This window comes from Achromobacter sp. RT286_PF (assembly GCF_059760425.1).
The window spans coordinates 41,626-64,749 of the sequence record NZ_JCBAMR010000034.1 but is presented as its reverse complement, the minus strand read 5'-3'; the positions used below and the strand labels follow the sequence as shown (position 1 = coordinate 64,749).

The 23,124-nt window shown below is 66.9% G+C and carries 19 protein-coding genes; 10 read left to right on the top strand and 9 right to left on the bottom strand.

Annotation, left to right across the window (positions count from 1 at the left end):
• From AC6LJY_RS22200 to AC6LJY_RS22170, 7 genes are all read left to right on the top strand, one after another.
• The coding region (locus AC6LJY_RS22200) for a TonB-dependent receptor (protein WP_498136780.1) at positions 1-2,474 on the top strand (2,474 nt) is incomplete at its 5' end.
• A 74-nt stretch (positions 2,475-2,548) separates the two neighbouring features.
• Positions 2,549-3,595, top strand: a complete 1,047-nt coding sequence (locus tag AC6LJY_RS22195) for a hemin-degrading factor (RefSeq protein WP_498136779.1) — start codon at positions 2,549-2,551, stop codon at positions 3,593-3,595.
• Positions 3,596-3,706: 111 nt separating this feature from the next.
• Positions 3,707-4,522: a heme/hemin ABC transporter substrate-binding protein gene (locus tag AC6LJY_RS22190; RefSeq protein WP_485799188.1), complete on the top strand. Its 816-nt coding sequence runs from the start codon at positions 3,707-3,709 to the stop codon at positions 4,520-4,522.
• A complete protein-coding gene (locus tag AC6LJY_RS22185; protein ID WP_162941268.1) occupies positions 4,506-5,504 on the top strand; it encodes a FecCD family ABC transporter permease in 999 nt (332 codons plus the stop codon). Before AC6LJY_RS22190 ends, AC6LJY_RS22185 begins: the two co-directional genes overlap by 17 nt.
• A gap of 272 nt (positions 5,505-5,776) precedes the next feature.
• Entirely contained in the window at positions 5,777-6,559 is a 783-nt protein-coding gene (locus AC6LJY_RS22180; protein ID WP_498136781.1) for a heme ABC transporter ATP-binding protein, read from the top strand.
• Positions 6,560-6,831: 272 nt separating this feature from the next.
• Positions 6,832-7,314, top strand: a complete 483-nt coding sequence (locus tag AC6LJY_RS22175) for a YajQ family cyclic di-GMP-binding protein (RefSeq protein ID WP_046805184.1) — start codon at positions 6,832-6,834, stop codon at positions 7,312-7,314.
• A gap of 18 nt (positions 7,315-7,332) precedes the next feature.
• Entirely contained in the window at positions 7,333-8,238 is a 906-nt protein-coding gene (locus AC6LJY_RS22170; RefSeq protein WP_314365743.1) for a LysR family transcriptional regulator, read from the top strand.
• A 168-nt stretch (positions 8,239-8,406) separates the two neighbouring features.
• Here AC6LJY_RS22170 and AC6LJY_RS22165 read toward each other — a convergent pair whose 3' ends face one another.
• Complete coding sequence (locus AC6LJY_RS22165; protein ID WP_498136778.1) at positions 8,407-9,855, bottom strand: AlkA N-terminal domain-containing protein; 1,449 nt, start codon at positions 9,853-9,855, stop codon at positions 8,407-8,409.
• Between the two features lie 276 nt (positions 9,856-10,131).
• Between AC6LJY_RS22165 and AC6LJY_RS22160 the strand changes: the two genes are divergently transcribed.
• The 3 genes from AC6LJY_RS22160 to AC6LJY_RS22150 all read left to right on the top strand — a co-directional run bounded on the left by AC6LJY_RS22160 (position 10,132) and on the right by AC6LJY_RS22150 (position 13,403).
• The gene (locus tag AC6LJY_RS22160; RefSeq protein ID WP_240433956.1) at positions 10,132-11,073 is read left to right on the top strand and encodes a DUF3829 domain-containing protein; all 942 of its coding nucleotides are present in this window, start codon (positions 10,132-10,134) and stop codon (positions 11,071-11,073) included.
• Positions 11,074-11,204: 131 nt separating this feature from the next.
• The gene (locus AC6LJY_RS22155; protein ID WP_104145592.1) at positions 11,205-12,290 is read left to right on the top strand and encodes a tartrate dehydrogenase; all 1,086 of its coding nucleotides are present in this window, start codon (positions 11,205-11,207) and stop codon (positions 12,288-12,290) included.
• 129 nt (positions 12,291-12,419) lie between these two features.
• Positions 12,420-13,403 carry a Bug family tripartite tricarboxylate transporter substrate binding protein gene (locus AC6LJY_RS22150; RefSeq protein ID WP_046805189.1) on the top strand — a complete coding sequence of 328 codons (984 nt, stop codon included), beginning with the start codon at positions 12,420-12,422 and terminating at the stop codon, positions 13,401-13,403.
• A gap of 75 nt (positions 13,404-13,478) precedes the next feature.
• Here the strand turns inward: AC6LJY_RS22150 and AC6LJY_RS22145 are convergent, their stop codons facing one another.
• From AC6LJY_RS22145 to urtB, 8 genes are all read right to left on the bottom strand, one after another.
• The gene (locus AC6LJY_RS22145) at positions 13,479-14,084 is read right to left on the bottom strand and encodes a phosphatase PAP2 family protein (protein ID WP_498136777.1); all 606 of its coding nucleotides are present in this window, start codon (positions 14,082-14,084) and stop codon (positions 13,479-13,481) included.
• 137 nt (positions 14,085-14,221) lie between these two features.
• Positions 14,222-15,754 (bottom strand): PepSY domain-containing protein, encoded by a 1,533-nt coding sequence (locus AC6LJY_RS22140; RefSeq protein WP_498136776.1) that lies wholly within the window; start codon positions 15,752-15,754, stop codon positions 14,222-14,224.
• Between the two features lie 25 nt (positions 15,755-15,779).
• The gene (locus AC6LJY_RS22135; RefSeq protein WP_498136775.1) at positions 15,780-17,981 is read right to left on the bottom strand and encodes a TonB-dependent receptor; all 2,202 of its coding nucleotides are present in this window, start codon (positions 17,979-17,981) and stop codon (positions 15,780-15,782) included.
• A gap of 266 nt (positions 17,982-18,247) precedes the next feature.
• A complete protein-coding gene (locus tag AC6LJY_RS22130) occupies positions 18,248-18,676 on the bottom strand; it encodes a DUF2946 family protein (RefSeq protein ID WP_485858213.1) in 429 nt (142 codons plus the stop codon).
• 146 nt (positions 18,677-18,822) lie between these two features.
• The gene (urtE, locus tag AC6LJY_RS22125; protein WP_314365005.1) at positions 18,823-19,521 is read right to left on the bottom strand and encodes an urea ABC transporter ATP-binding subunit UrtE; all 699 of its coding nucleotides are present in this window, start codon (positions 19,519-19,521) and stop codon (positions 18,823-18,825) included.
• Positions 19,522-19,523: 2 nt separating this feature from the next.
• The gene (gene urtD / locus AC6LJY_RS22120) at positions 19,524-20,363 is read right to left on the bottom strand and encodes an urea ABC transporter ATP-binding protein UrtD (protein WP_498136774.1); all 840 of its coding nucleotides are present in this window, start codon (positions 20,361-20,363) and stop codon (positions 19,524-19,526) included.
• Positions 20,360-21,487, bottom strand: a complete 1,128-nt coding sequence (gene urtC, locus AC6LJY_RS22115; RefSeq protein ID WP_046805196.1) for an urea ABC transporter permease subunit UrtC — start codon at positions 21,485-21,487, stop codon at positions 20,360-20,362. The genes urtD and urtC overlap by 4 nt, the downstream gene beginning before the upstream one ends.
• A complete protein-coding gene (gene urtB, locus AC6LJY_RS22110) occupies positions 21,484-23,115 on the bottom strand; it encodes an urea ABC transporter permease subunit UrtB (RefSeq protein WP_498136773.1) in 1,632 nt (543 codons plus the stop codon). Before urtB ends, urtC begins: the two co-directional genes overlap by 4 nt.
• Positions 23,116-23,124 lie beyond the last annotated feature (9 nt).

Below are 23,124 nucleotides of genomic sequence, written 5' to 3'. Positions count from 1 at the left end.
GCGCTCCCACGGCCGCCGCCGCACGCGATGCACGCGCCTATCGCATCGCCGCCGGCACGCTGGCCGACGCGCTGCCGCGCTTTGCCGACAGCGCGGGTGTGACGGTGCTGTTCGATGCCGCGCTGGTGGGACAACGCCGCACGTCGGGGCTGACGGGGACCTACACCGTGGCGGACGGCTTTGCGCGCCTGCTGGACGGCAGCGGCCTGGCCGTACAGGAACGCAGCCGCAACGTGTTCGTGCTGCAAGCGGCCATGCCCGGCATCACACAGCTGGCGCCCGTCAAGGTAGAAGGCGAGGGCGCGGTCGCCACGCCCGCCTGGGAAACCAGCACCGACCGCAAGCGCATGGACGAGCTGCAAATCAAAAACTGGAGCGACCTGGGCAAACGCGCCGAACCGGGCGTGAGCTTTAACCGGTCCAACAACAGCATCAACATTCGCGGCCTGGATCAAGACCGGGTACTGACCCGCGTGGACGGCATCCGCCTGCCCTGGCTGGACGACGGCGCGCGCGGCGTGAAGGGCGGGCTGGAAGCGGTGGACTTCAACAGCCTGTCGCGCCTGGACATCGTGCGCGGCGCGGACGCCAGCGCGGGCGGCTCCGGCGCCATCTCGGGCATTGCCGACCTACGCACGCTGGACCCCTCCGACCTGTTGACGGACGGCAAGACCTTTGGCGCACTGGCCAAGACCGACTACGACTCCGCCGATTCCAGCTGGGGCGCCAACGCCGCGCTGGCCGGCCAGATCCACAGCAACACGTTCTGGCTGGTGCAGGCCGGCGTGCGCAACGGCCATGCCTTGGACAACCGGGGCGACGTGGGCGGCTACGGCCCCAATCGCAGCGAACCCAGCCCTGAAGACTACGACCAGCGCAGCTTCCTTTTGAAGCTGCAACAACGCGTCGAAGGCGGCCACCGCTTCGGCCTGACCGGCGAAACCTTCAAGCGCAAGGCCGACATCGACAACATGTTCGAACAGGGGGCGGGCACCAGTTATCTGTACGGCGAGAACAGCACAAAGAAAGAGACCGAGCGCGAGCGCGTGTCGTTCGACTATTCGTACCAGGCGCCCGGCGCAGGCGGCCTGATCGATTCGGCCACCGCCGTCGTCTACTGGCAGCGCGTGCGGCTGGACAATTCGCTGGACGGCATGCGCAGCGTGGATTCCCGCGCGCGCATCATCCCGGGCGACCCGTTCCGCTACGGCTTTCCCAGCGGCCCATACGGGCGCAGCAATTCCATCCAGCAGACGCTCTTTGGCGTGAACGGCGAATTGACCAAGCGGCTGGCCGGCACGTCCGTGTCGCAGCTATGGACCATGGGCGGCGAGTGGTACGGCAACAAGACCGAGCAGAATTCCAGCGGCTACGACAATTGCCCGGCCATACGCCCCGGGTTGCCCGCGCCGTTCGGCCCGCGTTCGTGCGACATGCTGCACACCAACCAGGCCGACGTGCCGCAGTCCAAGGGCAACCAATGGGCGCTGTGGGTGCAGGACGAATTCAGCTTTGCCGACGGCCGCTACACCGTCATGCCGGCCCTGCGCTACGACCACTACGAACAAAAGCCGCAATCCACCGACAGCTACGCCAGCAACCCGAACGCGGCCGCGCTGCCGCCGTCCAACAGCGGCAGCCGCTTCTCGCCCAAGCTGCTGGGCACATGGAAGGCCCGGGACGACCTGAGCCTGTACGCGCAGTACGCCTACGGCTTCAAGGCGCCCAGCGCCAGCCAGCTCTATACCAACTACGGCGGCCCCGGCACCTACTTGCGCGTGGGCAATCCGTACCTGAAACCCGAAACCAGCAAGGGCTGGGAACTGGGCGCCAAGATCGGTTCCGACGACCTGGGCGGTGCGGTATCGTTCTTTGATAATCGTTACCAGAACTTCATCGATACCAATCAGCCGCTGGACGCCAGCTCGCCGCAATGGCAAACCGGTTGGGCAGGGCAGTATCCGCTGGGCGTGACCGGCAACGTCAACCGGGGCAAGGTGCGCATCTATGGCGCCGAAGCCAGCGCGCACTGGAAGTTCTCGCCGGGCTGGCGCACCTGGGGCTCGCTGGCCTGGGCCGTGGGCAAGGACGAAGGCACGGGCCAGTATCTGAACTCGGTCGCGCCGTTAAAGGCCATTCTGGGCGTGGGCTACGGACGCGACGTATGGGGCGTGGACGCCATGCTGACTACCGCGCTCAAGCGCGACAAGGTCGAATACCCCGAGGCATCGGCCACCACCCCCAACGCCGACTTCCAGGCGCCGGGCTATGGTGTGGTGGACTTGATGGGTTACTGGCGGCCCACCGCCGTCAAGGGATTGCAGGTGCAGGCTGGCGTGTTCAACCTGTTCGACAAGAAGTATTGGGAAGCCATCAACGTGCCGACCGCCGGGTCGCTGGCCTTGCCGCGCACGGTGGACTGGTACACCGAACCCCGACGCAGCGTGCGCGTGTCCCTGACGTACCAGTATTGATATTGATCACGCGTCGCCGCCGGGCATCCGCCGGGCGGCGGCGCTAAACGGAACCCTTGGGCTGGAGGCCTACGATGACGAATCAAGATTTCACGACCCGCGCCGACGAGCTGCGCGCCCGCAACGAAGCCCTGTCCGCCACGCAACCGAAGCTGCGCGCGCGCAATCTGGCACAGGCGCTGAATGTGTCCGAGGCCGAATGGATTGCCGCCGGCTGTGGCGGCGTTCAATCCACCGCGCTGCATGGTTCACCGCAAGAGATCTTTCGCGAACTGGGCACACTGGGCGAAGTGATGGCATTGACGCGCAACGACTGGTGCGTGCACGAACGCCACGGCGAATACCTGGACATTCAGGCCGACGGCCCGGTGGGTCTGGTGTTGGGGCCCGACATCGACTTGCGCGTGTTCTTTACCGCCTGGAAATCGGCCTGGGCCGTTCAGCAGGATGGCCGCCACAGCCTGCAATTCTTCGACGGCGCGGGCGTGGCGGTGCACAAGGTGTATCGCACCGACGCCACCAATGCCGCGGCCTATGACGCGCTGGTCGCCAAATTCGCGGGCCAGGCGCAATGGCCCGACACGCAAGCCTATGCGCCCGCCACCGACGCCGCTCAGGTCGACGACGCGGCCGCCTTCCGGCAAGCCTGGCTGGCCATGCAGGACACGCACGAATTCTTCCCCTTGCTGCGCAAGTTCAAGGTGACGCGGCTGGCGGCGTTGGCGGCGGTGGGTGAAGACCTGGCGCAGCCGGTACCGGCCGAATCCGTGGAACGCATGTTGCAGTCGGCGGCGGAGTCGGCGCTGCCCATCATGTGCTTTGTGGGCAACCGCGGCATGATCCAGATCCATACCGGCCCGGTGCGGGAATTGCGCCGCACGGGCCCTTGGTACAACGTGCTGGATCCGAAGTTCAACCTGCACCTGGACACCACCGCCATCGCCTCGGCATGGGTGGTGAACAAGCCGACCTCCGATGGGTGGGTCACGTCGCTGGAGGTCTATGCCGACACGGGTGACCTGATCGTGCAGTTCTTCGGTGAACGCAAGCCCGGCAAGCCGGAGCTGGCCGGCTGGCGCGAATTGCTGGTCGGCCTGTGCGATGCGCCGCTGGCGGTCTGAGGACGTGCGATGAAAAAAGGGTCGGCAATCGCCATGCCAAAGGCAATGGCAAAGGCATTGGCAAAAGCAAAGGCAAAAGCAAAAGCATTGGCAAGGGCTGTGGCGGTGACGATGGCATTGGGCTGCGGCGCAGCGGCCGGCGTGCACGCCGCTGAACCCAGCCGCGTGGTAAGCCTGGGCGGCAGCGTCACCGAAATCGTCTATGGCCTGGGCGAGGGCGACCGGCTGGTGGGGGACGACCTGTCCAGCCTGTACCCCGAAGCCGCCACGCGCTTGCCGCGCGTGGGCTATTACCGCGCCGTGCCGGTGGAAGGCGTGCTGTCGCTCAAACCCGACCTGGTGCTGGCCTCGGAACAGGCCGGGCCGCCCGACGCGCTCAAGCGTCTGGCGGGCGTGGGGGTGCGCGTCGTTACGGTGCCGGATGCGCCGTCGGTGGATTCACTGAAGGCGCGCATCCGCGCCGTGGCCGACGCGCTGGGCGTGGCGCCGGCCGGCGAACGCATGGTGGACAAGGTCACGCAGGAACTCGCGCGTGCCCAGGCCATTGCCCCCACGCGGGCGCGCGCGCTGTTGCTGATGAACCGCACGGGCACGCCTCAGGGCGCGGGCCGCGACACCGCTGCCAATGAAGTCATGCAGCTGGCCGGCCTGACCAATGTGCTGCATGACCAGCAGGGCTACAAGCCCCTCTCGGCCGAGGCCATCGGCGCGTTGGCGCCTGACCTTATCGTGGTGACGCAAGCGTCGCTGGAGGCCACCGGCGGCATGGACAAGTTCCTGGCGCAGCCGGGCGTTGCCGGCTCGCCGGCGGCCGCCAAGCGTCGCGTGGTGGTCATGGACGACCTGCTGATCCTGGGCATGGGGCCGCGCCTGCCGCTGGCGTTGACTCAGCTTAAACAAGAGGTGGCCGATGTCATGGCGCGTTAGCGCGCCGACGGCCTTGGCGCTGCTGGCCCTGGCCTTGCTGCTGGCCGTGCTGGGCGCGACGGCGCACGGCGCCGTGACGATCCCGCTACGCGAATTGCCCGCGCTGCTGTGGGGCACACCCACGCCCGAGAATGCCCTGTGGCGCAACGTGCTGATCGACATCCGCTTGCCGCGCGTGCTGTTCGCGGTGGTGACGGGGGCGGGGCTGGCGATAGCGGGTGCGGCCATGCAGGCCTTGTTTCGCAACCCCTTGGCGGAACCGGGCCTGATCGGTATTTCGGCGGGCGGCGCGCTAGGCGCCGTTGCCGCCATCGTGCTGACCTCGGGCGGGTTCTGGGTCACCGCGCCGTCCGCCTTCGTGGGCAGCCTGCTGGCGACGATGTGCGCGTATGCCGTTGGCCGGCGCGTGCCCGGCGTGGCGGGCCTGCTGCTGGCCGGCGTGGCGATCACGGCGATGTCGTTCAGTGTGATCGGCCTGTTCACCTTCGTGGCCACCGACGCGCAGCTGCGCGACCTGACCTTCTGGAACATGGGCAGCCTGGGCGGCGCCAACTGGCACGTGCTGGCCTTCCTGGCGCCGTGGGTGCTGCTGATGAGCGCGTGGTTGATTTGCCAGTGGCGCGTGATGAACGCCTTGCTGCTGGGCGAGCGCGAGGCCCAGCATCTGGGCTACGCGCTCAAGCGGGTGCGCGCGCAACTGGTGCTGGCCAGCGCGCTGATTGTCGGGCCGCTGGTGGCGGCTACCGGCACCATCGTCTTCGTCGGGCTGGTGGTGCCGCATCTGGTGCGCATGACGCTGGGCGCCAATCACCGTTGGCTGCTGCCGGCCACCGTGCTGGCCGGTGGCCTGGCCCTGGTGCTGGCCGACTGGATGGCGCGCACCGTCGTCGTGCCGGCCGAACTGCCGATCGGCCTGGTCACGGGCCTGGTCGGCGGCCCCTTCTTCCTGTGGCTGCTGGCGCGCGGCCGGAGGCTGGCATGACATCGCGCACGCAGGTTCCAGTCGGACAGGTGCAGGCCACGCCGACGCCGCTCGCACAGACGCCGCTCGCACAGACGCCGCTCGCACAGACGCCGCTCGCACAGACGCAGGCGGAACCGATGCAGACCACACAGGCGCAGGCTGCAAAGGCGCAGGCTGCAAAGGCGCAGGCTGCAAAGGCGCAGGCTGAACAGACGCAGGCTGCACAGACGAAGGCTGCACAGACGCAACCCGCCCCCCGCACGGCCGGGCACGCCGCGGGCGGACAAGCCCTGGCGGCCCACACGCTGAGCTTGTCTCGCGGCGGCGCACGCATTCTGACCGACGTGTCGCTGGAGGTGCGCCCCGGTGAGGTCGTGGGCTTGCTGGGCGCCAACGGCGCGGGCAAATCCACCTTGCTGGGTGCGCTGGCGGCCGAGCTATCGGCCGATGCCGGCCAGATAACGCTGGACGGCGCGCCGCTTGCCGGCATGGCGCTGGGCAGCCAAGCGCGACGCCGTGCGGTGCTGCCGCAAAAGCCCGGCCTGACCTTCGACCTGGGCGTGCGGGAAGTGGTGGCAATGGGCGCCTACCCGTTCGCTGAACTGGCGCCTGCACAGGTCGATGCGCTGGTGGCCCACGCGCTGGGCCTTGCCGATGTGGCGCATCTGGCCGGCCGCCGCTATCCGGAACTGTCGGGCGGTGAACAGCAGCGCGTGCAATTCGCGCGTGTGCTGGTGCAGTGCCACGCCGCCCGCGCATCCGGCGAGGCACGTTACCTGTTGCTGGACGAACCCACCGCCAGCCTGGACCCGAAGCACCAGGGCGACCTGCTGCGCCGCGCCTGGGAACTGGCGCATGAGGGCAATACAGGTGTCCTGGTGATTCTGCACGACATGAATCTGGCCGCCCGCTGGTGCGACCGCCTGTTGCTGCTTAACGCCGGCCGTGCCATCGCGCAAGGCACCCCCGCCCAGGTGCTGACGGCGGCCAACCTGCACCTGGCCTACGGCATCGACGCCCAGGTGATCGCCCACCCGTTGCAGCCTGACCGACTGCTGGTCCTGACGAGGTAGCGGGCAGGGCGGCGCGCGCCGTTCGGTGCGGTGGCGCGCGGCGGCGCGGGGCCGGTAAAATGGCGGCCGAGGTACACCGCGTCATACACTGCGGGCGTAGACAGCAGTGATAAGCGGCCGTCGTACGCGGCAGTGGTAAGCGGCCGTCGTACGCGGCAGTCGCACCCGGCAGTCGTGCGCGGCAGTCATACCCAGCGTTAACCAAAGCGCCGCTTGATGCAGGCGGCTCTGACGTTCATCCCTATTTTTCATCATCCAACAGGACCCGTGTCATGCCTACTTTTGACGTCGTCTCCGAAGTCGACAAACACGAACTCACCAACGCCATCGATCAGGCCAACCGCGAACTGTCCACCCGCTTCGACTTCAAGGGCAGCGACGCCAAGTTCGAACTGGAAGGCTTTGTCGTCACCCAGGTGGCCTCCAGCGCGTTCCAGCTCAAGCAAATGCTAGACATCCTGCGCGGCCGCCTGTCGGCGCGTGGCATCGACGTGCGCTGCCTGGACGTGGCCGACCCGCTGGAAAACCTGGGCGGCGCCCGCCAGAAGGTCACCATCAAGCAGGGTATCGAACAGCCCGTGGCCAAGAAGCTGATCGCCGCCATCAAGAACGCCAAGCTCAAGGTGGAATCGCAGATCAACGGTGACAAGCTGCGTATCACCGGTAAAAAGCGCGACGACCTGCAATCGGCCATCGCACTGTTGAAGAAGACCGACGTCGACCTGCCCTTGCAGTTCGAAAACTTCCGCGACTAAGCGCCCCGGCCGGCCGCCATGGGGCATTCCAGCGAACTGCAATTGGTGGTTGAGCTGGCCCGTGCAGGCGGCATGTCGGCGGCTGCCCGCCAACTGGATGTGACGCCGGCTGCTGTCAGCAAACGGCTGGCGCAGATCGAAGCGCGGCTGGGCGTGCGCCTGTTCAACCGCAGCACGCGGCGCCTGAGCCTGACGGCCGAAGGCGAGGTCTACCTGGAAAGCGCCCGCCGCATCCTGGGCGAAATCGAAGACCTGGACGCGCTGATCGCCAGCCGGCAGGACACCCCGCGCGGCCGTTTGAAAGTCAACGCGCCGCTGGGCTTTGGCCGCAGCTACATTGCGCCGGCCATCGCGGAATTTTCCAGGCAGTATCCCGACGTGATGTTGCAATTGCAGCTGACCGACAGCCCCGCCGACTTCGTGCAGGACGCGTTCGATGTGGCGGTGCGCTTCGGCGACCTGCCCGACACGCGCTTGATCGCCCGCAAGATCGCGCCCAATCGGCGGCTGGTGTGCGCATCGCCGGCTTACCTGAAAGCGCATGGCGTGCCGCTAACCCCGCACGACCTGACGCGGCACCAGTGCATCGTGCTGCGCCAGAACGAAGACGCCTACAGCCTGTGGCGCTTCACCAAGGGCCGGCGCAGCGAAACCGTGAAGGTGCGGGGCACGTTAAGCAGCAACGATGGGGAAGTCACGCTGACCTGGGGGCTTGCCGGCCTGGGCATCTTGCAGCGCGCCGAATGGGATCTGGCGCGCTACCTGCGCAGCGGCCGGCTGGTGCACGTGCTGGAAGACTACGCGTTGCCGCAAGCCGATATCTACGCCGTGTTCCCCGAACGCCACCACCTGTCCGCCAAGGTCCGCGTCTTTGTGGATTTTTTGGTGGGCTATTTTCAGCGCGATAAACAGGCAGCCTGGTAGGGAAGGATGCGCGGCCCCGCGCAGAAGCAACCAGGTGAGTGGCAAGCGGCAGACTGGACCGACAGCACGCAGCACGCAGCACGCAGCAGACAGCACGCACGCAGCAGACAGCACGCAGCAGACAGCACGCCCCAGACAGCAGGCCGCCCGGTCCTCAACCCGCCGCGCTCAACCCGCCGACCACAGATGCTGCGCGGCATACGCGCGCCATGGCCGCCATGAGTCGGACCGCGCCAGCAACTGCGCGGGCGTGTAGGGCCGCGCTTCCAATTTCTCCAACGCACGGATCAAGCCGATGTCCGCGCTGGGAAACGCATCCGGTTCACGCAACTGGCGCAACGCAATGTACTGCGCCGTCCACTCTCCGATGCCGCGTATTGCGCGCAGCCGCTTGACCGCGTGTTCCAGACTGCTGCCCGGATCGAACAAACGTGGGTCCGCCACCGCCGCAGCCGCCACCGCCGACAGCGTGGCCGCGCGGCTGCGCGGCATGCCCAGACCGGCAAGCTCCGCGTGGGCCAACGCTGGCGGCTCGGGAAAACAATGGGTCAGGCCGTCCTCGGGCTGCGTCAGCCATGCGCCATGCGCGGCCACCAGCTTGCCCGCCAGCCGGATAGCCGCCGACACGGTGATCTGCTGGCCCAGCACCGCGCGCATCGCCAATTCAAAACCGTCCCAGGCGCCCGGCACGCGCAAGCCTGGGCGCGCCGCGATCAACGCCGCCATCACCGGGTCATGCGCGAACTGCGCCGCCAGCGCAACGGGGTCGCTGCCCAGGTCGAACAGCCGCCGGATCCGCGCAATGATCGTCGGCAATGCATTCACGCGCGCCACGCGCACCGTGGCCTGCAACGCGTTGCCCGTGCCCGGCCGCACGCTGATCGTGCCCTGCATGCCATCCACGCTGACCGTGCGCGCATAGCTATCGCCATCCACGCGCTCCATGCCGGGTATGGCCCGCATCCGCAGAAAATCCAGCATGGCCGCCCAGTCGTAAGGCGGCCGGTAGCGCAGCAACAGCTTGATTTCGCCTTGCGCGGCATAGGGCACATCGGGCCGGGCCGAACGCCGCAGCGCGCCGGGCGCTCGGCCGAATAGCGCCAGGAAGGTTTCATTGAAGCGGCGAATGCTGCCAAAGCCGGAAGCGAAGGCAATGTCGGCCATGGGCAGCTGGGTTTCGTGGATCAGTTGCTTGGCCAGCAGCACACGCCGGGTTTGCGCCACGGCCACCGCCGACGCACCCAGATGCTGGCGAAACAGCCGGCGTAGTTGCCGGTCGCCCACGCCCAGCCTGGCGGCCAGCGCGTCCACGCCGGCATCGTCCAAGGCGCCCGCCTCGATCAGCGCCAGCGCGCGCGCCACGCTGTCCGGTAGTTCACGCGGGGGGCCAAGGTCGGGCGCGGTTTCCGGGCGGCAACGCAGGCAAGGGTGAAACCCCGCTTCTTGCGCGGCGGCGGCGCTGCCGAAAAACGTGACGTTGCGAGATAGCGGCGTGCGCGCCGGGCACACCGGGCGGCAATAAATGCGCGTGGTCTTCACCGCTGTGAAGAAGCGCCCGTCGTAACGGGCGTCGCGCACGCTGATGGCGCGGTAGCAGGCGTCGTGATCCAGATTCATGCCGCCATGCTAGCGCCGCCGGCAGGCGGGCATCTAGCGGTTTTCGGACAGTGTTGTGCCGATGATATTGCTGTCCGAAAACCGCCGGCGCATGCGCCGCGCGGCACGCCTGCGCTTGGCCAAAAGCGCGGGCATGAGCGGGCGTGTAAAGAAGTCGTCGTGCTTTGCAAAGGCTTGTGACAGCTCTGAATGACTTTGTAGCGTGTTAAGCAACACGGCGGCATATGATGCGTTCCCTTTTTCGGAGAACAGATTTTTATGTCGCGCCCCTTGTGCATGTCCGCTATTTTGGCCGCCACGTTGATGCTCGCCGCGTGCGGTGACGACAACGCCAAGCCGCAAGCAAAAGCCGCTGAAGCCAGCACCGCCCAGGCCGAGATCGTCAAGTACAACCAGTACGTTGACGCGGCCAACAGCATCAGCCAGTCGTTTGATGAAACGCTGGACCAGTACAACAAGTACATGGTGCCCAAGATGGCCGACAAGAAGCCCGTGAAGGACTACGTCATCGGCAACGACATCATGGTGCTGCGCACCAAGGAAAAGCTGGAAAAGGCCCTGGCCATGAAGCCGGCCATCCCCGAGATCGACGCGCCCGCCAAGAACTTTGCCGACGCGCTGGGCAAGCTGGCCCCGCTGTCCACCGAGCTGCAAAACTACGCTGCCGCCAAGACCTTCCTGTCGGACAACGGCGCGCTGGCACGCGAGAAAAGCCCGGCCTACGTGGCCGCGCTGACCGAAGTGGCCAAGGCCGAAAGCGCCTTCTACCATGGCATTTCCGTGAAGGACACGGCCAACACCAAGGAAGCGTTCGAGAAGGCCAAGAAGGACACCGTGGCCTACTACCGCGCGGGCATGGTCTATTACGGCAAGTCCACGCTGGACCAGGCCACCGGCATTTTCGAAGGTACCGGCCTGGGCGACAAGAAGGACGCGTTCAAGCAGCAGCTGGACAAGCTGAACGAGATGACGCTGGGCTTTGACAAGAAGACCCGCGAGGCCGATCCCAAGGGCTGCGCCAGCACGATGATGCAGGCCAACGCCTTCCTGGCCGCCGGCCGCAAGGTGCTGGAAAACACGGACAGCGGCCGCTACAAGCAGGACGCCGAACGCACCGGCGCCTTCAAGATGATGCGCCCCACCATCGTCGATGACGCCTACAGCCTGCGCCAGACGTTCAACAACCTGATCAACAACCTGAACGTCAACCGCTGCTGATCATCGCTGCGGATCACCGCCGCGCCATCTTCAACTTCAGGTTGAAGATGTTGTGAACGGCGCTGCGCGCACGGCGCGCAGCGCTCGGTACATTGCCGACAGACCCTTACCCGCAAGGAGCCTGTCGGCTTATGAAGACCTACCGCATCGCAACCATCCCCGGCGACGGCATCGGCAAGGAAGTGATTCCGGCCGGCCAGCGCGTCATGCAGGCCATTGCCGACGAAGGCGGCCTGCAATTCGAATTTCAGAACTTCGATTGGGGCGGCGACTATTACCGCCAGCACGGCGTGATGATGCCCGCCGATGGCCTGGACGCCTTGCGCGACAAGGACGCCATCCTGTTCGGCTCGGCCGGCGACCCCGACATTGCCGACCACATCACCCTGTGGGGCCTGCGCCTGAAGATCTGCCAGGGCTTTGACCAGTACGCCAACGTGCGCCCCACGCGCATCCTGCCCGGCATCGACGCGCCGCTAAAGCGCTGCACGCCCGAGCAACTGAACTGGGTCATCGTGCGCGAAAATTCCGAAGGCGAATATTCCGGCGTGGGGGGGCGCGTGCATCAGGGCCATCCCATCGAGGCCGCTACCGACGTGTCCATCATGACGCGGGCCGGCGTTGAACGCATCCTGCGCTTTGCCTTCAAGCTGGCGCAATCGCGCCCGCGCAAGCTGTTGACCGTCATCACCAAATCCAACGCGCAGCGCCACGCCATGGTCATGTGGGACGAGATCGCGCTACAAGTCAGCCGCGAGTTTCCCGACGTCACGTGGGACAAGGAACTGGTCGACGCCGCCACCGCGCGCATGGTCAACCGGCCCGCGTCGCTGGACACCATCGTGGCCACCAACCTGCATGCCGACATCCTCAGCGACCTGGCCGCCGCGCTGGCCGGCAGCCTGGGCATCGCGCCCACCGGCAACATCGACCCGGAACGCCGCTACCCCTCCATGTTCGAACCCATCCACGGTTCGGCCTTCGACATCATGGGGCAAGGCCTGGCCAACCCGGTGGGCACGTTCTGGTCGGTGGTCATGCTGCTGGAACACCTGGGCGAGACGGACGCGGCGGCGCGTTTGATGCAAGCCATCGAACGCGTCACGGCCACCCCGGCGCTGCATACTCGCGACCTGGGCGGGCAGGCGCGTACCGATGACGTCACCGAGGCCGTCTGCGCGCAGCTGGCGCAGGGCAGACAGGTCAAGGCGGCGTAGCGGCACGCGCCGCCCGCAGCGATACCCGGACACCGCGACAGGGCGCAAGACCCCGAGGCAGCAAGCTTCACGCGGTGACCCGGCAATACAACAAGAAGCGAAGTCCATTCGTATTCCAAGGAGACAAGCATGTTCAAGCAACGATTCCGCGTGCGCGCGTTGGCGCTCGCCTGCGCGATGGGCCTGCCCTTGATGGGCGGGGCCGCCATGGCGCAGACGTATCCGGCCCGGCCGATCAGCCTGGTGGTGCCATTTCCGGCGGGCGGCACCACCGACGTGTTGGCGCGCGCCCTGGGGCAGGAACTGTCCAAGAGCCTGGGCCAGCCCGTGGTGGTGGAAAACAAGCCGGGCGCGGGTTCGACGCTGGGCGCCGACTACGTGGCCAAGGCAGCGCCCGACGGCTACACGCTGCTGATGGGCGCGGTGCATCACACCATCGCCACCAGCGTCTACAAGAGCCTGCACTACGACTTTCAGAAGGACTTCGCGCCGGTGACGACGGTGGCGCTGGTGCCCAACGTGCTGGTCGTCAACCCCAAGCTGGACGCCACCACCGTGCAAGGCCTGCTCAAGCTGGCGCAGGCTGCGCCGGGCAAGCTGACGTATGGGTCCAACGGCATGGGCACGGGGCAACACCTGATCGGTGCGCAGTTCGAGCAGCAGGGCCACGTCAAGCTGTTGCACGTGCCGTACAAGGGCAGCGGGCCGTTGACCACCGATTTGCTGGGCGGCCAGATCGATATGTCGTTCGACACCATCACGCCCGTGCTGGCGCACATTCAAAGCGGCAAGCTGCGCGCGCTGGCTGTCACTACCGATCAGCGCTCGGCCGCGTTGCCGAATGTGCCGACGATGCAAGAGGCGGGCATCAAGCCCTTCAACATGGGGACGTGGTTTGGCGTGTTGGCGCCGGCCGCCGCGCCCGCCGAGGTGGTGACGCGGCTGAACGCCGAGATGGTGAAGATCATCCATTCGCCCGACTTCTCGCGCCGGATGGCCGAGATCGGGGCGGTGCCGATTGGCGACACGCCTGAGCAGATGCGCGCCCGTATCGGCGCGGACACCACCAACTACGCCAAGCTGGTCAAAGACGCGAACGTTGCGATCAACTGAGCGATCCGCCTCACGCGGGCGCCAGGGGAAGCGGACCCCGGCAGGCGCGCTGCGCCGGGTTGATCCGCCGACCGCCTACGCGCGGAACCAGCCGCGTGCAATCGGCAAGGCCAACAGCTTGCGGTAAATGCCTTGCGTGGCCAGCGTCAGCGGTGCGCCGACGCGATTCCACACCGCCGCGGTAATCGCCGCGGCGATGGGCGCCAGCACCAGGCCGCCCGCGATGTCCAAGGGGAAATGCACGCCCAGATAGACGCGCGCCGTACCGACGACGGCGGCGCCCAGCAACGCAAGCCAGCCCCAGGCCGCCCAGCGCCGGTCCAGGATCAACGCGAACGCAAAGGTGGCAATGATGATGGTGTGGTTGCTGGGAAAGGACGAGGTCGCCTTGTGCGCAAAGAACGCATGGCCCAGCCCCAGCACGAACGGACGTGGCTGCGGCCACAGCGCCCCGCACAGATAGCTGATGAACAGCGCGGCGCCGATGCTGGCCAGCACCTTCAGCGCCAGGCTGCGTTGCGGCTGCCCGCCCCACAACCACAGCGCGGCCAGCGCGCCGGGCACCAGCAGGATCAGCCGGTTGGCGATCAGCATGGCGGCGTGGATGCGCCAGGCGGGCGAAGCCGGGTCGGCGTTGATCGAAAGAAACAGGGAATGGTTCAGGCTGTCCAGGAAATCCATGACACGTCATCGCAGCGTAATAAACAATAGCCGCGATGGTAATGGGGTTTCCCGCCAGTCCGCTTACAAAGTGCGTCGCCGTGCTGGGTTTTACTTCTGGACACGCGAGGCCGGCCGCAGCCTGATTCGGCCAAACCTCATCCTTTCAGCTTCTTGCCCAAGCGCCGCCAACCGATTACCACGCCGGTCAGGCTCAACGCCGCGCCGCCCAGGCTCAACACAATCAGCAGCACGTCCCACACCGGCCGGCGCGACAACAGGCCGGTCCAGTCCCAGCTATGCAAGAAGGCGAACAGCCAGCGGCTGACGCGATTGCTGCGGTCTTGCCGGCCCACGATCTGGCTGGTGGCCGGGTCCAGATACACCCAGGTCGCCTGCGGGTTGTCGTAGACGACGCGCCACATCGGCAGCGGCTTTTCGACGTGGCCCAGCATCGCGTGCGCGTCTCGCGCGTAGTAGTAGAAATCGTAGTCGTGCAGAACCTGAACCTCGCGTATCGCCGCGTCGGGCAACAGGCGCGCGGCCGACTCGCGCAGGTCTGCTTCGGCAAACGCGGTGGGCGTGGCGGCCGTGGCCGACAGCACGCGCGGCGCGCTCACGCTGCTGCGGGCCAACGCCACGTCCTGGCCGGCGGCGCGCGTCCAGGTCAGTTCGCGCGGGGCGGCAGGCAGCGCGGCAATCAGCTCGCGCGGTGAGGCCAGCGGCGTCTCGGCGGCGGGGCCGGCGTACGCGCTGTGCGCCAGCGGCGCGGCCGTGCTGGTGAACAACTTCCACGGGTTCATCGACATCAGGCCGCTGAAGATCCATGTGATGGTGATGGCGGCAAACAGCAGCCCGCTGATGTGATGCCATCGCATCATGCGTTCGCGGTAGGGCGAACGGCTGCCCGTGGCGTACGGGCGCGAAAAGCGCCAGCGCAGGATGCCCACCACCGTGCCCGTCAGCGCCACCAGCACGCCCGCCACCGACAGCCACACCACCACGTCATGCCACCAGCGGTCCAGCACGTTGCCGCGCAGCGGGTACAGCCAGTGGATCCACGCTCCCGCGTAGTTCCAGGCGCGCTCGTTGCGCGTGGCGTCCAGCACCACCGCGCCCGTGGCCGACGACACGTACAAGCGCGTGCGCGCCGGGTCGTCCATGTCCACCCGATGCAGCGGACGGTGCACGTCCAGCGAACCCGAATGCGTGTAGACGTCTTCGTCCACGGTTTCCTGATGGCGCGCGGCGTACTGCCCGCCGAACCATGCCAGCGCCGAGGCCTTCGCCACCGACGCATCGGCGGGCGGCAGCAGCGCGCCGGTGGCCGCATCCACCACCTTGGGCGGCTTGCGCGGCGCGCCGGGCACCAGATAGACCGGCGCGCCGGCACGTGTGGCGGCCAGGCTCAGGCCGATGGCATCGCTTGCCCCGGCCGCCGCCAGCGCCTGGCCGGGCGTGACGGCAAGCGTGGCCGCGTCCAGCGGGGCCAGATGCGTCAGCCGCTCGTGCGGCGTCAGCTTGGGGTAGCCCACGTACATCATCACCACGCCGGAAATAAACCACATGGCGAAGAACAGGCACAGCACAATGCCGGCCCAGCGATGGATCAGGTACAGCCAACGCTTGGCGCGCGTGGACAGTGGCGGCCCGGCGTGGCGCGCGGGCGCGCGGCTGGATGTGGTGCTCATGGCATCCCCCTTGGTCGCGCGTTCGTCAAAACCGCATTTGCAGCGTCAGTTCCACCGAACGCGGCGCGCCCAGGTAGAACATGGTCGGGCTGGCGTTGGCGGCGTAGACCTTGTCGGTCAGGTTGCGCACGCGCACGGTGGCGTTCACGTTGCGGTTGATCCGGTGCGACAGGGCCGCATCGAACACGGTGTAGGACGGCGCCCACACGGTGTTGGCCGCGTCCGCGTAGGAACGGCCCACGTAGCGCGCGGCGACGCTGGCATTCCAGTCGGGCACGAAGGCGTAATCGACCCATACGTTGGCCAACCGGCGTGGCGTGTTGGTCGGCACGTTGCCATTGCGCGATACCGGCACGCCACCCGCGGATTGCGAGAAGTCGTCGTAACGCGGGTCGACAAAGGCCACGTTGCCTTGCACGGACAGCTTGGGCGTCAATTGCAGGCCGCCCGCCAGTTCCACGCCGCGCGCGGACTGCGCGCCCACCGGCACGCTGACGCCGGGGTTGTCGGGGTCGGACGTTGCCATGTTCTTGCGCTTGATCTCGTAGACCGCCACGGTGGCCGCGCCGCGCCCGTCCCAGAAGCTGAACTTGCCGCCCACTTCGGCCTGCGTGCCGGTGGTGAGCTTGTCGTTGTTCAGCACGTCGGCGAAGGATGCGGTGGCCAGCAAGCCGGAAGGGGGGTCCGCCGCCGTCGCGTACTGCGCGTACAACGCGGCTTCAGGGCTGACTTCCCAGTTCACGCCCAAGCGCCCGGTCAAGGGCGAATAGCTGCGCTGCGCGCCAGCGGGCGACGTGGCGGTCACCGCGCGGCGGTTGGTCAGGTCCAGGTCGATAAAGTCCTTGCGCAGCGCCGACACAATGGCCACGCCGGGCAGCACCTGCGTGCGGTTTTCCACCGTCAGGGCAAAGGTGCGGATGCGGTTCTCGCGGTCGGGCTTGTGGCCGCGCGTCATGCCGGGAATATCGTAGAAGTCACCGGGCGAAAAGTCGTACGGGTCCACGGCATCGACCTGGCCGTTGATGCTGGTCGGAAAGCGCGTGACCTTGTTCTGGCTGATGTCGGCGCCAAACGACCAGTCGCTGGGCAGCCCGGCAAGCGTCGAGCGGTACAGCCCTTCGATGCGGTTGCCGGTCAGCGTCTGCTCGTGCCGTTGCAGCAACGCGCCCGAGCGCAGCACCAGGCTGTTGCCGGCATTGAAGCGATAGCTTTCCAGGTTACGAAAATCGCGTTCAGCACGATAGTGGTACAGCGTGTTCTTCAGCGTGAGGTTCGAGCCCGCGCGCCATTCGGTGATCGACCGCGCCCAAAGAATGGATTGCTCGTACAGGCCGTCGTTGACGTTGTAGTTCTTGAAACGCGTGCCATCCATGATCTGGCCTTCGCCTTGCACCACGCCGTTGGCGTTGGTTTTTAGCGGCGTGCCCCAGTAGGGGCGGTCGACCTGTTCGCGCTGGTATTCAAAGGCGAAGGTCTGGGTCAGGTCCGCGCCCAGGTCGGACAGCAGCGATGCCGCCACTTGCGTGGCGCGGCTATGGTTGCCGTCCACCCAACCGTGGCTGGAGCCGGTGTTGGCGTCGATGCGCAGGTAGTGGCCCTGGCCGCCGGCGTCACCCGCCAATTGCTGGTTCAGGCCGATGGAATATTGGCGGCTGTCGAACGAGCCCAGGCGGAATTGGCTGTCGTAGAAGGTGTCGCGTTCGGGCAGCTTGGTGACAACGTTGATGGCGCCGCCGACCGCGCCCGCGCCGAACAGAAACGTGGACGGGCCGCCGATGGCTTCGACGCGATCGTAGATCCAGCTGTCCACCGGGCGCCCGGCAATGGCGTCGTACTGCACCGAGATGCCGTTGAACAATTGCGATACCTGGCCACCGGCGAAGCCGCGATAGCTGACCGCGCCGGCATTGCCGGGGGGCGAGGCGTTGTCCACGCCCGGAATGCCGCGCGCGATGTCCTGCGTGTTGAGCGAGCCACGCGCTTCGATCTGCTCGCGCGTGATGACGGTGACGCTGGCCGGCGTTTCGCGCAGGGTCAGCCCCAGGCGGCTGCCGGTGCTGTCCTTGATGTCCAGGTCGATGGGGCCGTTGGGCGCCGGCTCAACATGGCCCGCGCCGTAAATGGTGGTGGGCGCCAGGGTCGTGACGGCGGGTTCGGCGGCCAGGGACAGGGCGGGAGCGCTGGCCATGACGCCCAGCAGCAAGGTGTACAGAGAAGTGTGTTTCATGAAGCATGCCTGCAAACGGGCGAGCGCGTCCGGCACGCCGCCGGAATGCAGGCGGTGCGCGGGGAAGGCTCAAGGTCTGGATGACGACGTCGCCATGCCTCGCGCATCAAGGCGCGAAGACGGTGGGTCGGCTAAAGACGGCAAGCTGGGCGATGGGTCGTGCTGCGCACTCAGCGGGCCACGAGGGGCCACGACGGGACACCAAGGGGCCAAGAAGGGACCACCAAGGAAGCTGCGAACGTGTGGGCGGTTGACTCAGCGCCAGCTTAGTTGGCGGGCGGTGCGCGCGGCTGAACCGCGCTCCAGGCATGAAGGGGGTTTGCCGCCAGGAAGAACAGCGGCGGGTAGGTCGTGGCGCGGCCCACGGGAACGGGCAGCACCGGCACGGGCGTGGGCAGGATGCCGACGTCGGCATGGGGGTTACGGCACAGCGGACAATGGTGGTTGTCACCATGGCCGTCGCCGGCATGACTGTCTTGCGAAGCGTCGTGCGGGCCATCGTGCACGACGTCCAGCGTCATCGTGGCGCTGTCATCCGCGCCACCGGCGCAGACATCGACCTGGATGCGATGGATGTGATGGCCGTCGGGAGACAGGCTCAGGGCATGGGCTAGCGACGGCGCCAACGACGCCCACAGGATCGCGGCAAGCGCGATCCACACGGTGGGGCGGGTCAGGAAAGTAGCGAAGCACATGGAGCCGGATTATATCGGAGCAGTTTTCCGATGCGCGCGCAAAATCAAAAGAATCTCAACGCGCTTTGCTCCGGCGCTTTGCCTGCGGCGCGGCCAGGTGCACGGCCGGGAGGATGGCCCGCCGCATGGCCCGGCGCGGGGCCGGTTCAAACCGACAGATGCCGCCGCACGTCGTCGCCGTCGATGGCGCTACGGTCGCCGCTGGCCACCACTTCACCGCGCGACAGCACCACGAATTGATCCGCCAGCTCGCGCGCGAAATCGAAGTACTGCTCGCATAGCAGGATGGCGATGTCGCCGCGCTGGCGCAGCATGTGGATCACCCGCGCGATGTCCTTGATGATGGACGGCTGGATGCCTTCGGTGGGCTCGTCCAGGATGATGAGCTTGGGCTCGGCCACCAACGCCCGCGCAATGGCCAGCTGTTGCTGCTGGCCGCCCGACAGGTCGCCTCCGCGCCGCGACAGCATGCTTTTGAGCACGGGAAAAAGTTCAAACACCTCTTCCTTGATGCGACGCGCGCGCGCGGCGGGCTTGGTGGCCATGCCCATCAGGATGTTCTCTTCCACCGTCAGCCGCGCAAAGATGTCGCGGCCCTGCGGCACATAGGCCATGCCGCGCGCGGCGCGCTGGTGCGGCGCCAGCCGTGTGATGTCCGCACCGTCGAAAGCGATGTTGCCGCTGGCCACGGGCAACACGCCCATCACGCATTTCAGCAAGGTGGTCTTGCCCACGCCGTTGCGGCCCAGCAGCGCCAGGCATTCGCCCTGGCGCACCGACATCGATACGCCGCGCAGCGTGTGGCTGCCGCCGTAGTATTGGTTGATCGTGCTTACGTCCAGCATCTTTAGCGCCCCAGGTAGACTTCGATCACGCGCGGGTCGGCCTGCACCTTGCTCATCGGCCCTTCGGCCAGCACCGAGCCTTCGTGCAGCACCGTCACCTTGCCCGTGCCCGCGATCTGGTTGACGAAGTCCATGTCGTGTTCCACCACCATCAAGGAATGGCGGCCCCGCAGCTCGTTCAGCAGTTCGCCGGTGCGTTCGGTTTCGGCATCGGTCATGCCCGCCACGGGTTCGTCCAGCAACAGCAGCTGCGGCTCTTGCATCAGCAGCATGCCGATTTCCAGCCACTGCTTCTGCCCGTGCGACAGCAGGCCGGCCGGGCGCCGCACTTCCGTGCGCAGGCGGATCAGGTCCAGCGTTTCGCCGATCTTGTCGGCCTGCTCGCTGCTCAGGCGCGAGAACAGCGTGGGCCGTACGCGCTTGTCCGTCTTCATCGCCAGCTCCAGGTTTTCAAACACGCTGTGCTGTTCGAAGACCGTGGGGCGCTGGAACTTGCGGCCGATGCCCGCGTGCGCAATCTGCGCTTCGTTCAAGGTTGTCAGGTCTATGCTCTGGCCAAAAAACGCGGTGCCCGCCGTGGGCCCCGTCTTGCCGGTGATGACGTCCATCATCGTGGTTTTGCCCGCGCCGTTGGGGCCGATGATGCAGCGCAGTTCGCCCACGCCGATGTCCAGCGTCAGGTCGTTCAGCGCCTTGAAGCCGTCGAAGCTGACGGTGATGCCTTCCAGGTACAGGATGGCGCCGTGGCTGGTGTCCAGGCCCTTGGGGCTGACGCGGCCGTAGCCGGCATCGCCGCTGGGGCCGCCGTCCAGCATGGCCTGTTCGGTGTGCGTGCTGGTCATGCCTTCTTCTCCTGCAAGCGTGCCATGATGCGGCGGGCCAGGCCCACGATGCCGGTGGGCAGGAACAGCGTCACCAGCACGAAGATCAGGCCCAGCGCATACAGCCAGAATTCCGGCAGCACGCTGGTGAACCAGGTCTTCAAGCCATTGACCGCGCCCGCGCCGATGATGGGGCCGATCAAGGTGCCGCGCCCGCCGGTGGCCACCCAGATCACCATTTCAATCGAGGTCTCGGTCGACATTTCGCTGGGGTTGATGATGCCCACCTGCGGCACGTACAGCGCGCCGGCGATGCCGCACAACACGGCCGACAAGGTCCACACGAACAGCTTGAATCCCAAGGGGTCGTAGCCGATGAAACGCAGCCGGCTTTCGGCATCGCGCACGGCGGTCAGCACGCGGCCCAGCTTGGATTGCGTGACCACGCGTGCCAGGATCAACGCGCCCGCCAACGCGGCCAGCGTGATCCAGTACAACGCGGCGCGCGTACCCGGCGCGGTGATGTCAAAACCCAGGATGCGCTTGAAATCGGTAAACCCGTTATTGCCGCCAAAGCCCGTGTCGTTGCGAAAGAACAGCAGCATGGCGGCGAACGTCAGCGCCTGCGTGATGATGGAAAAGTACACGCCCTTGATGCGTGAGCGGAAGGCGAAGTAGCCGAACACAAAGGCCAGCACGCCGGGCACCAGCACCACCAGCAGCATCGCGTACCAGAAGTGCTCGGTGAAGGACCAGTACCAGGGGTAGCTCTTCCAATCCAGGAACACCATGAAGTCGGGCAGGTTGCTTTGGTAGACGCCGTCTCGGCCGATGGCGCGCATCAAATACATGCCGTGCGCGTAGCCGCCCAGTGCAAAGAACAGGCCGTGGCCCAGCGACAGGATGCCGGCGTAGCCCCACACCAGGTCCAGCGCCAGCGCCGCCATCGCGTAGCACATGAACTTGCCCAGCAGCGCCACGGCATACGCGGACACGTGCAGCGCATGGCCGGGCGGAAACACCAGGTTCAGCAGCGGCAGCAGCGCCAGCAGTGCGGCCGCCACGGCCAGGGCCGTCCACGCGCGGCCCGAGAACAGGGGGCGGCGGGTCAGCAGGGTCAGATCGGTCAGCGCGGTCTGTTTCATTCAACGCTCCGGCCGCGAGGGGCGAACAGGCCTTGCGGCCGCTTTTGGACAAACAGCACGATGAGCACCAGGATGGTGATCTTGGCCATGACGGCGCCCGCATAGGGCTCCAGGAATTTGTTGACGCCGCCCAGCCCCATGGCCGCGATGACGGTGCCGGCCAACTGGCCCACGCCGCCCAGCACCACCACCATGAAAGAGTCGACGATGTAGCCGCGCCCCAGGTCGGGCCCCACGTTGCCCAGCTGCGACAAGGCCACGCCGGCAAGGCCCGCAATGCCCGAGCCCAGGCCGAAGGCCAGCATGTCCACGCGTCCGGTCGGCACGCCCACGCAATCGGCCATGCGCCGGTTCTGCGTGATGGCGCGCACGAACAGCCCCAGGCGCGTGTGGTTCAGCAGCACCCACACCAGGAACACCACAAAGAAGGCAAAGCCGATGATGACCAGCCGGTTGTAGGTCAGCACCAGGCCGCCCAGCACCGTGATGCCGCCGGACATCCAGCTGGGGTTGCCCACTTCCACGTTCTGCGCGCCGAACAGCGTGCGCACGCCTTGCATCAGCATCAGGCTGATGCCCCACGTGGCCAGCAGCGTTTCCAGCGGCCGGCCGTACAGCCAGCGGATCACGGTGCGTTCCAGCGCCATCCCGACCAGCGCCGTCACGACGAAAGCCAGCGGCAGCGCCGCCACCACGTACCAGTCCAGCCAGCCCGGCAGCCAGGCGCGAAACAGCGACTGCACCACGTAGGTCACATACGCGCCGATCATCAGCAATTCGCCGTGCGCCATGTTGATGACGCCCATCAGACCGAAGGTGATGGCAAGCCCCAACGCCGCCAGCAGCAACACGCTGCCCAGGCTGATGCCGTAGAACAGGTTGCCCGCCCATTCAATCGTGGCCAGGTGGCGGTCGATCTGTTTAAGCGCGGTGGCCGCGGCCTCGCGCACGCCGGCATCCGGCTCGGTGTATGCGCCGTCGCGCTCTTGCATCAGCGCGGCAAGCGTCGGGCGGAACGCGGCGTTGCGCGTGTTGCCCAGCAGTTCCACGGCATGGCGGCGCTTGGCCGGGTCGGCGCTTTTCAATTCCAGGTTGGCCTGCGCGATCAACAGCGCGTCGCGCACGGCGTCGTTCTTTTCGGAGGCCAGCGCCTTTTCAAGCATGGGCAGGCGGGCGGGGTCGCCGGTCTGCTGCAAGCGGCGCGCGGCGTCCAGCCGTTCATCGGGCTTGTCTGAAAACAAGCGGGAACCCGCCAGCGCGGCCTCGATGGCGCGGCGCAGGCGGTTGTTGATGCTGACGGTGCCGGAACCCGAAGGCAGGTCCACGGCCGCGCCGGTTGTCGGATCGGTGGCGCGCGCGCTGTCGATGCCGATCAGCACGCGTCCATCCGGCGTGGCATAAAGCTGGTCATTGCCCAGCGCCTGCAAGACGGCCGCGGCGCCGGGTTCGGGCAGCTGGCCCAGCGCGGCAATCGCTTGCAGCTTGGCGTCCGTGTCGTCGCCGGCCAGCGGCGCAAGCAGGGCCGGGTCCACGCCCGCTGCCGCCGCGGGGGCGGCCAGCAGCGGCATGGCAAGCAGCCACGCAAGAAGAAGACGACGCAAAACGTGTGCGATTGCCGCGATGTGCATGGCTGCTGT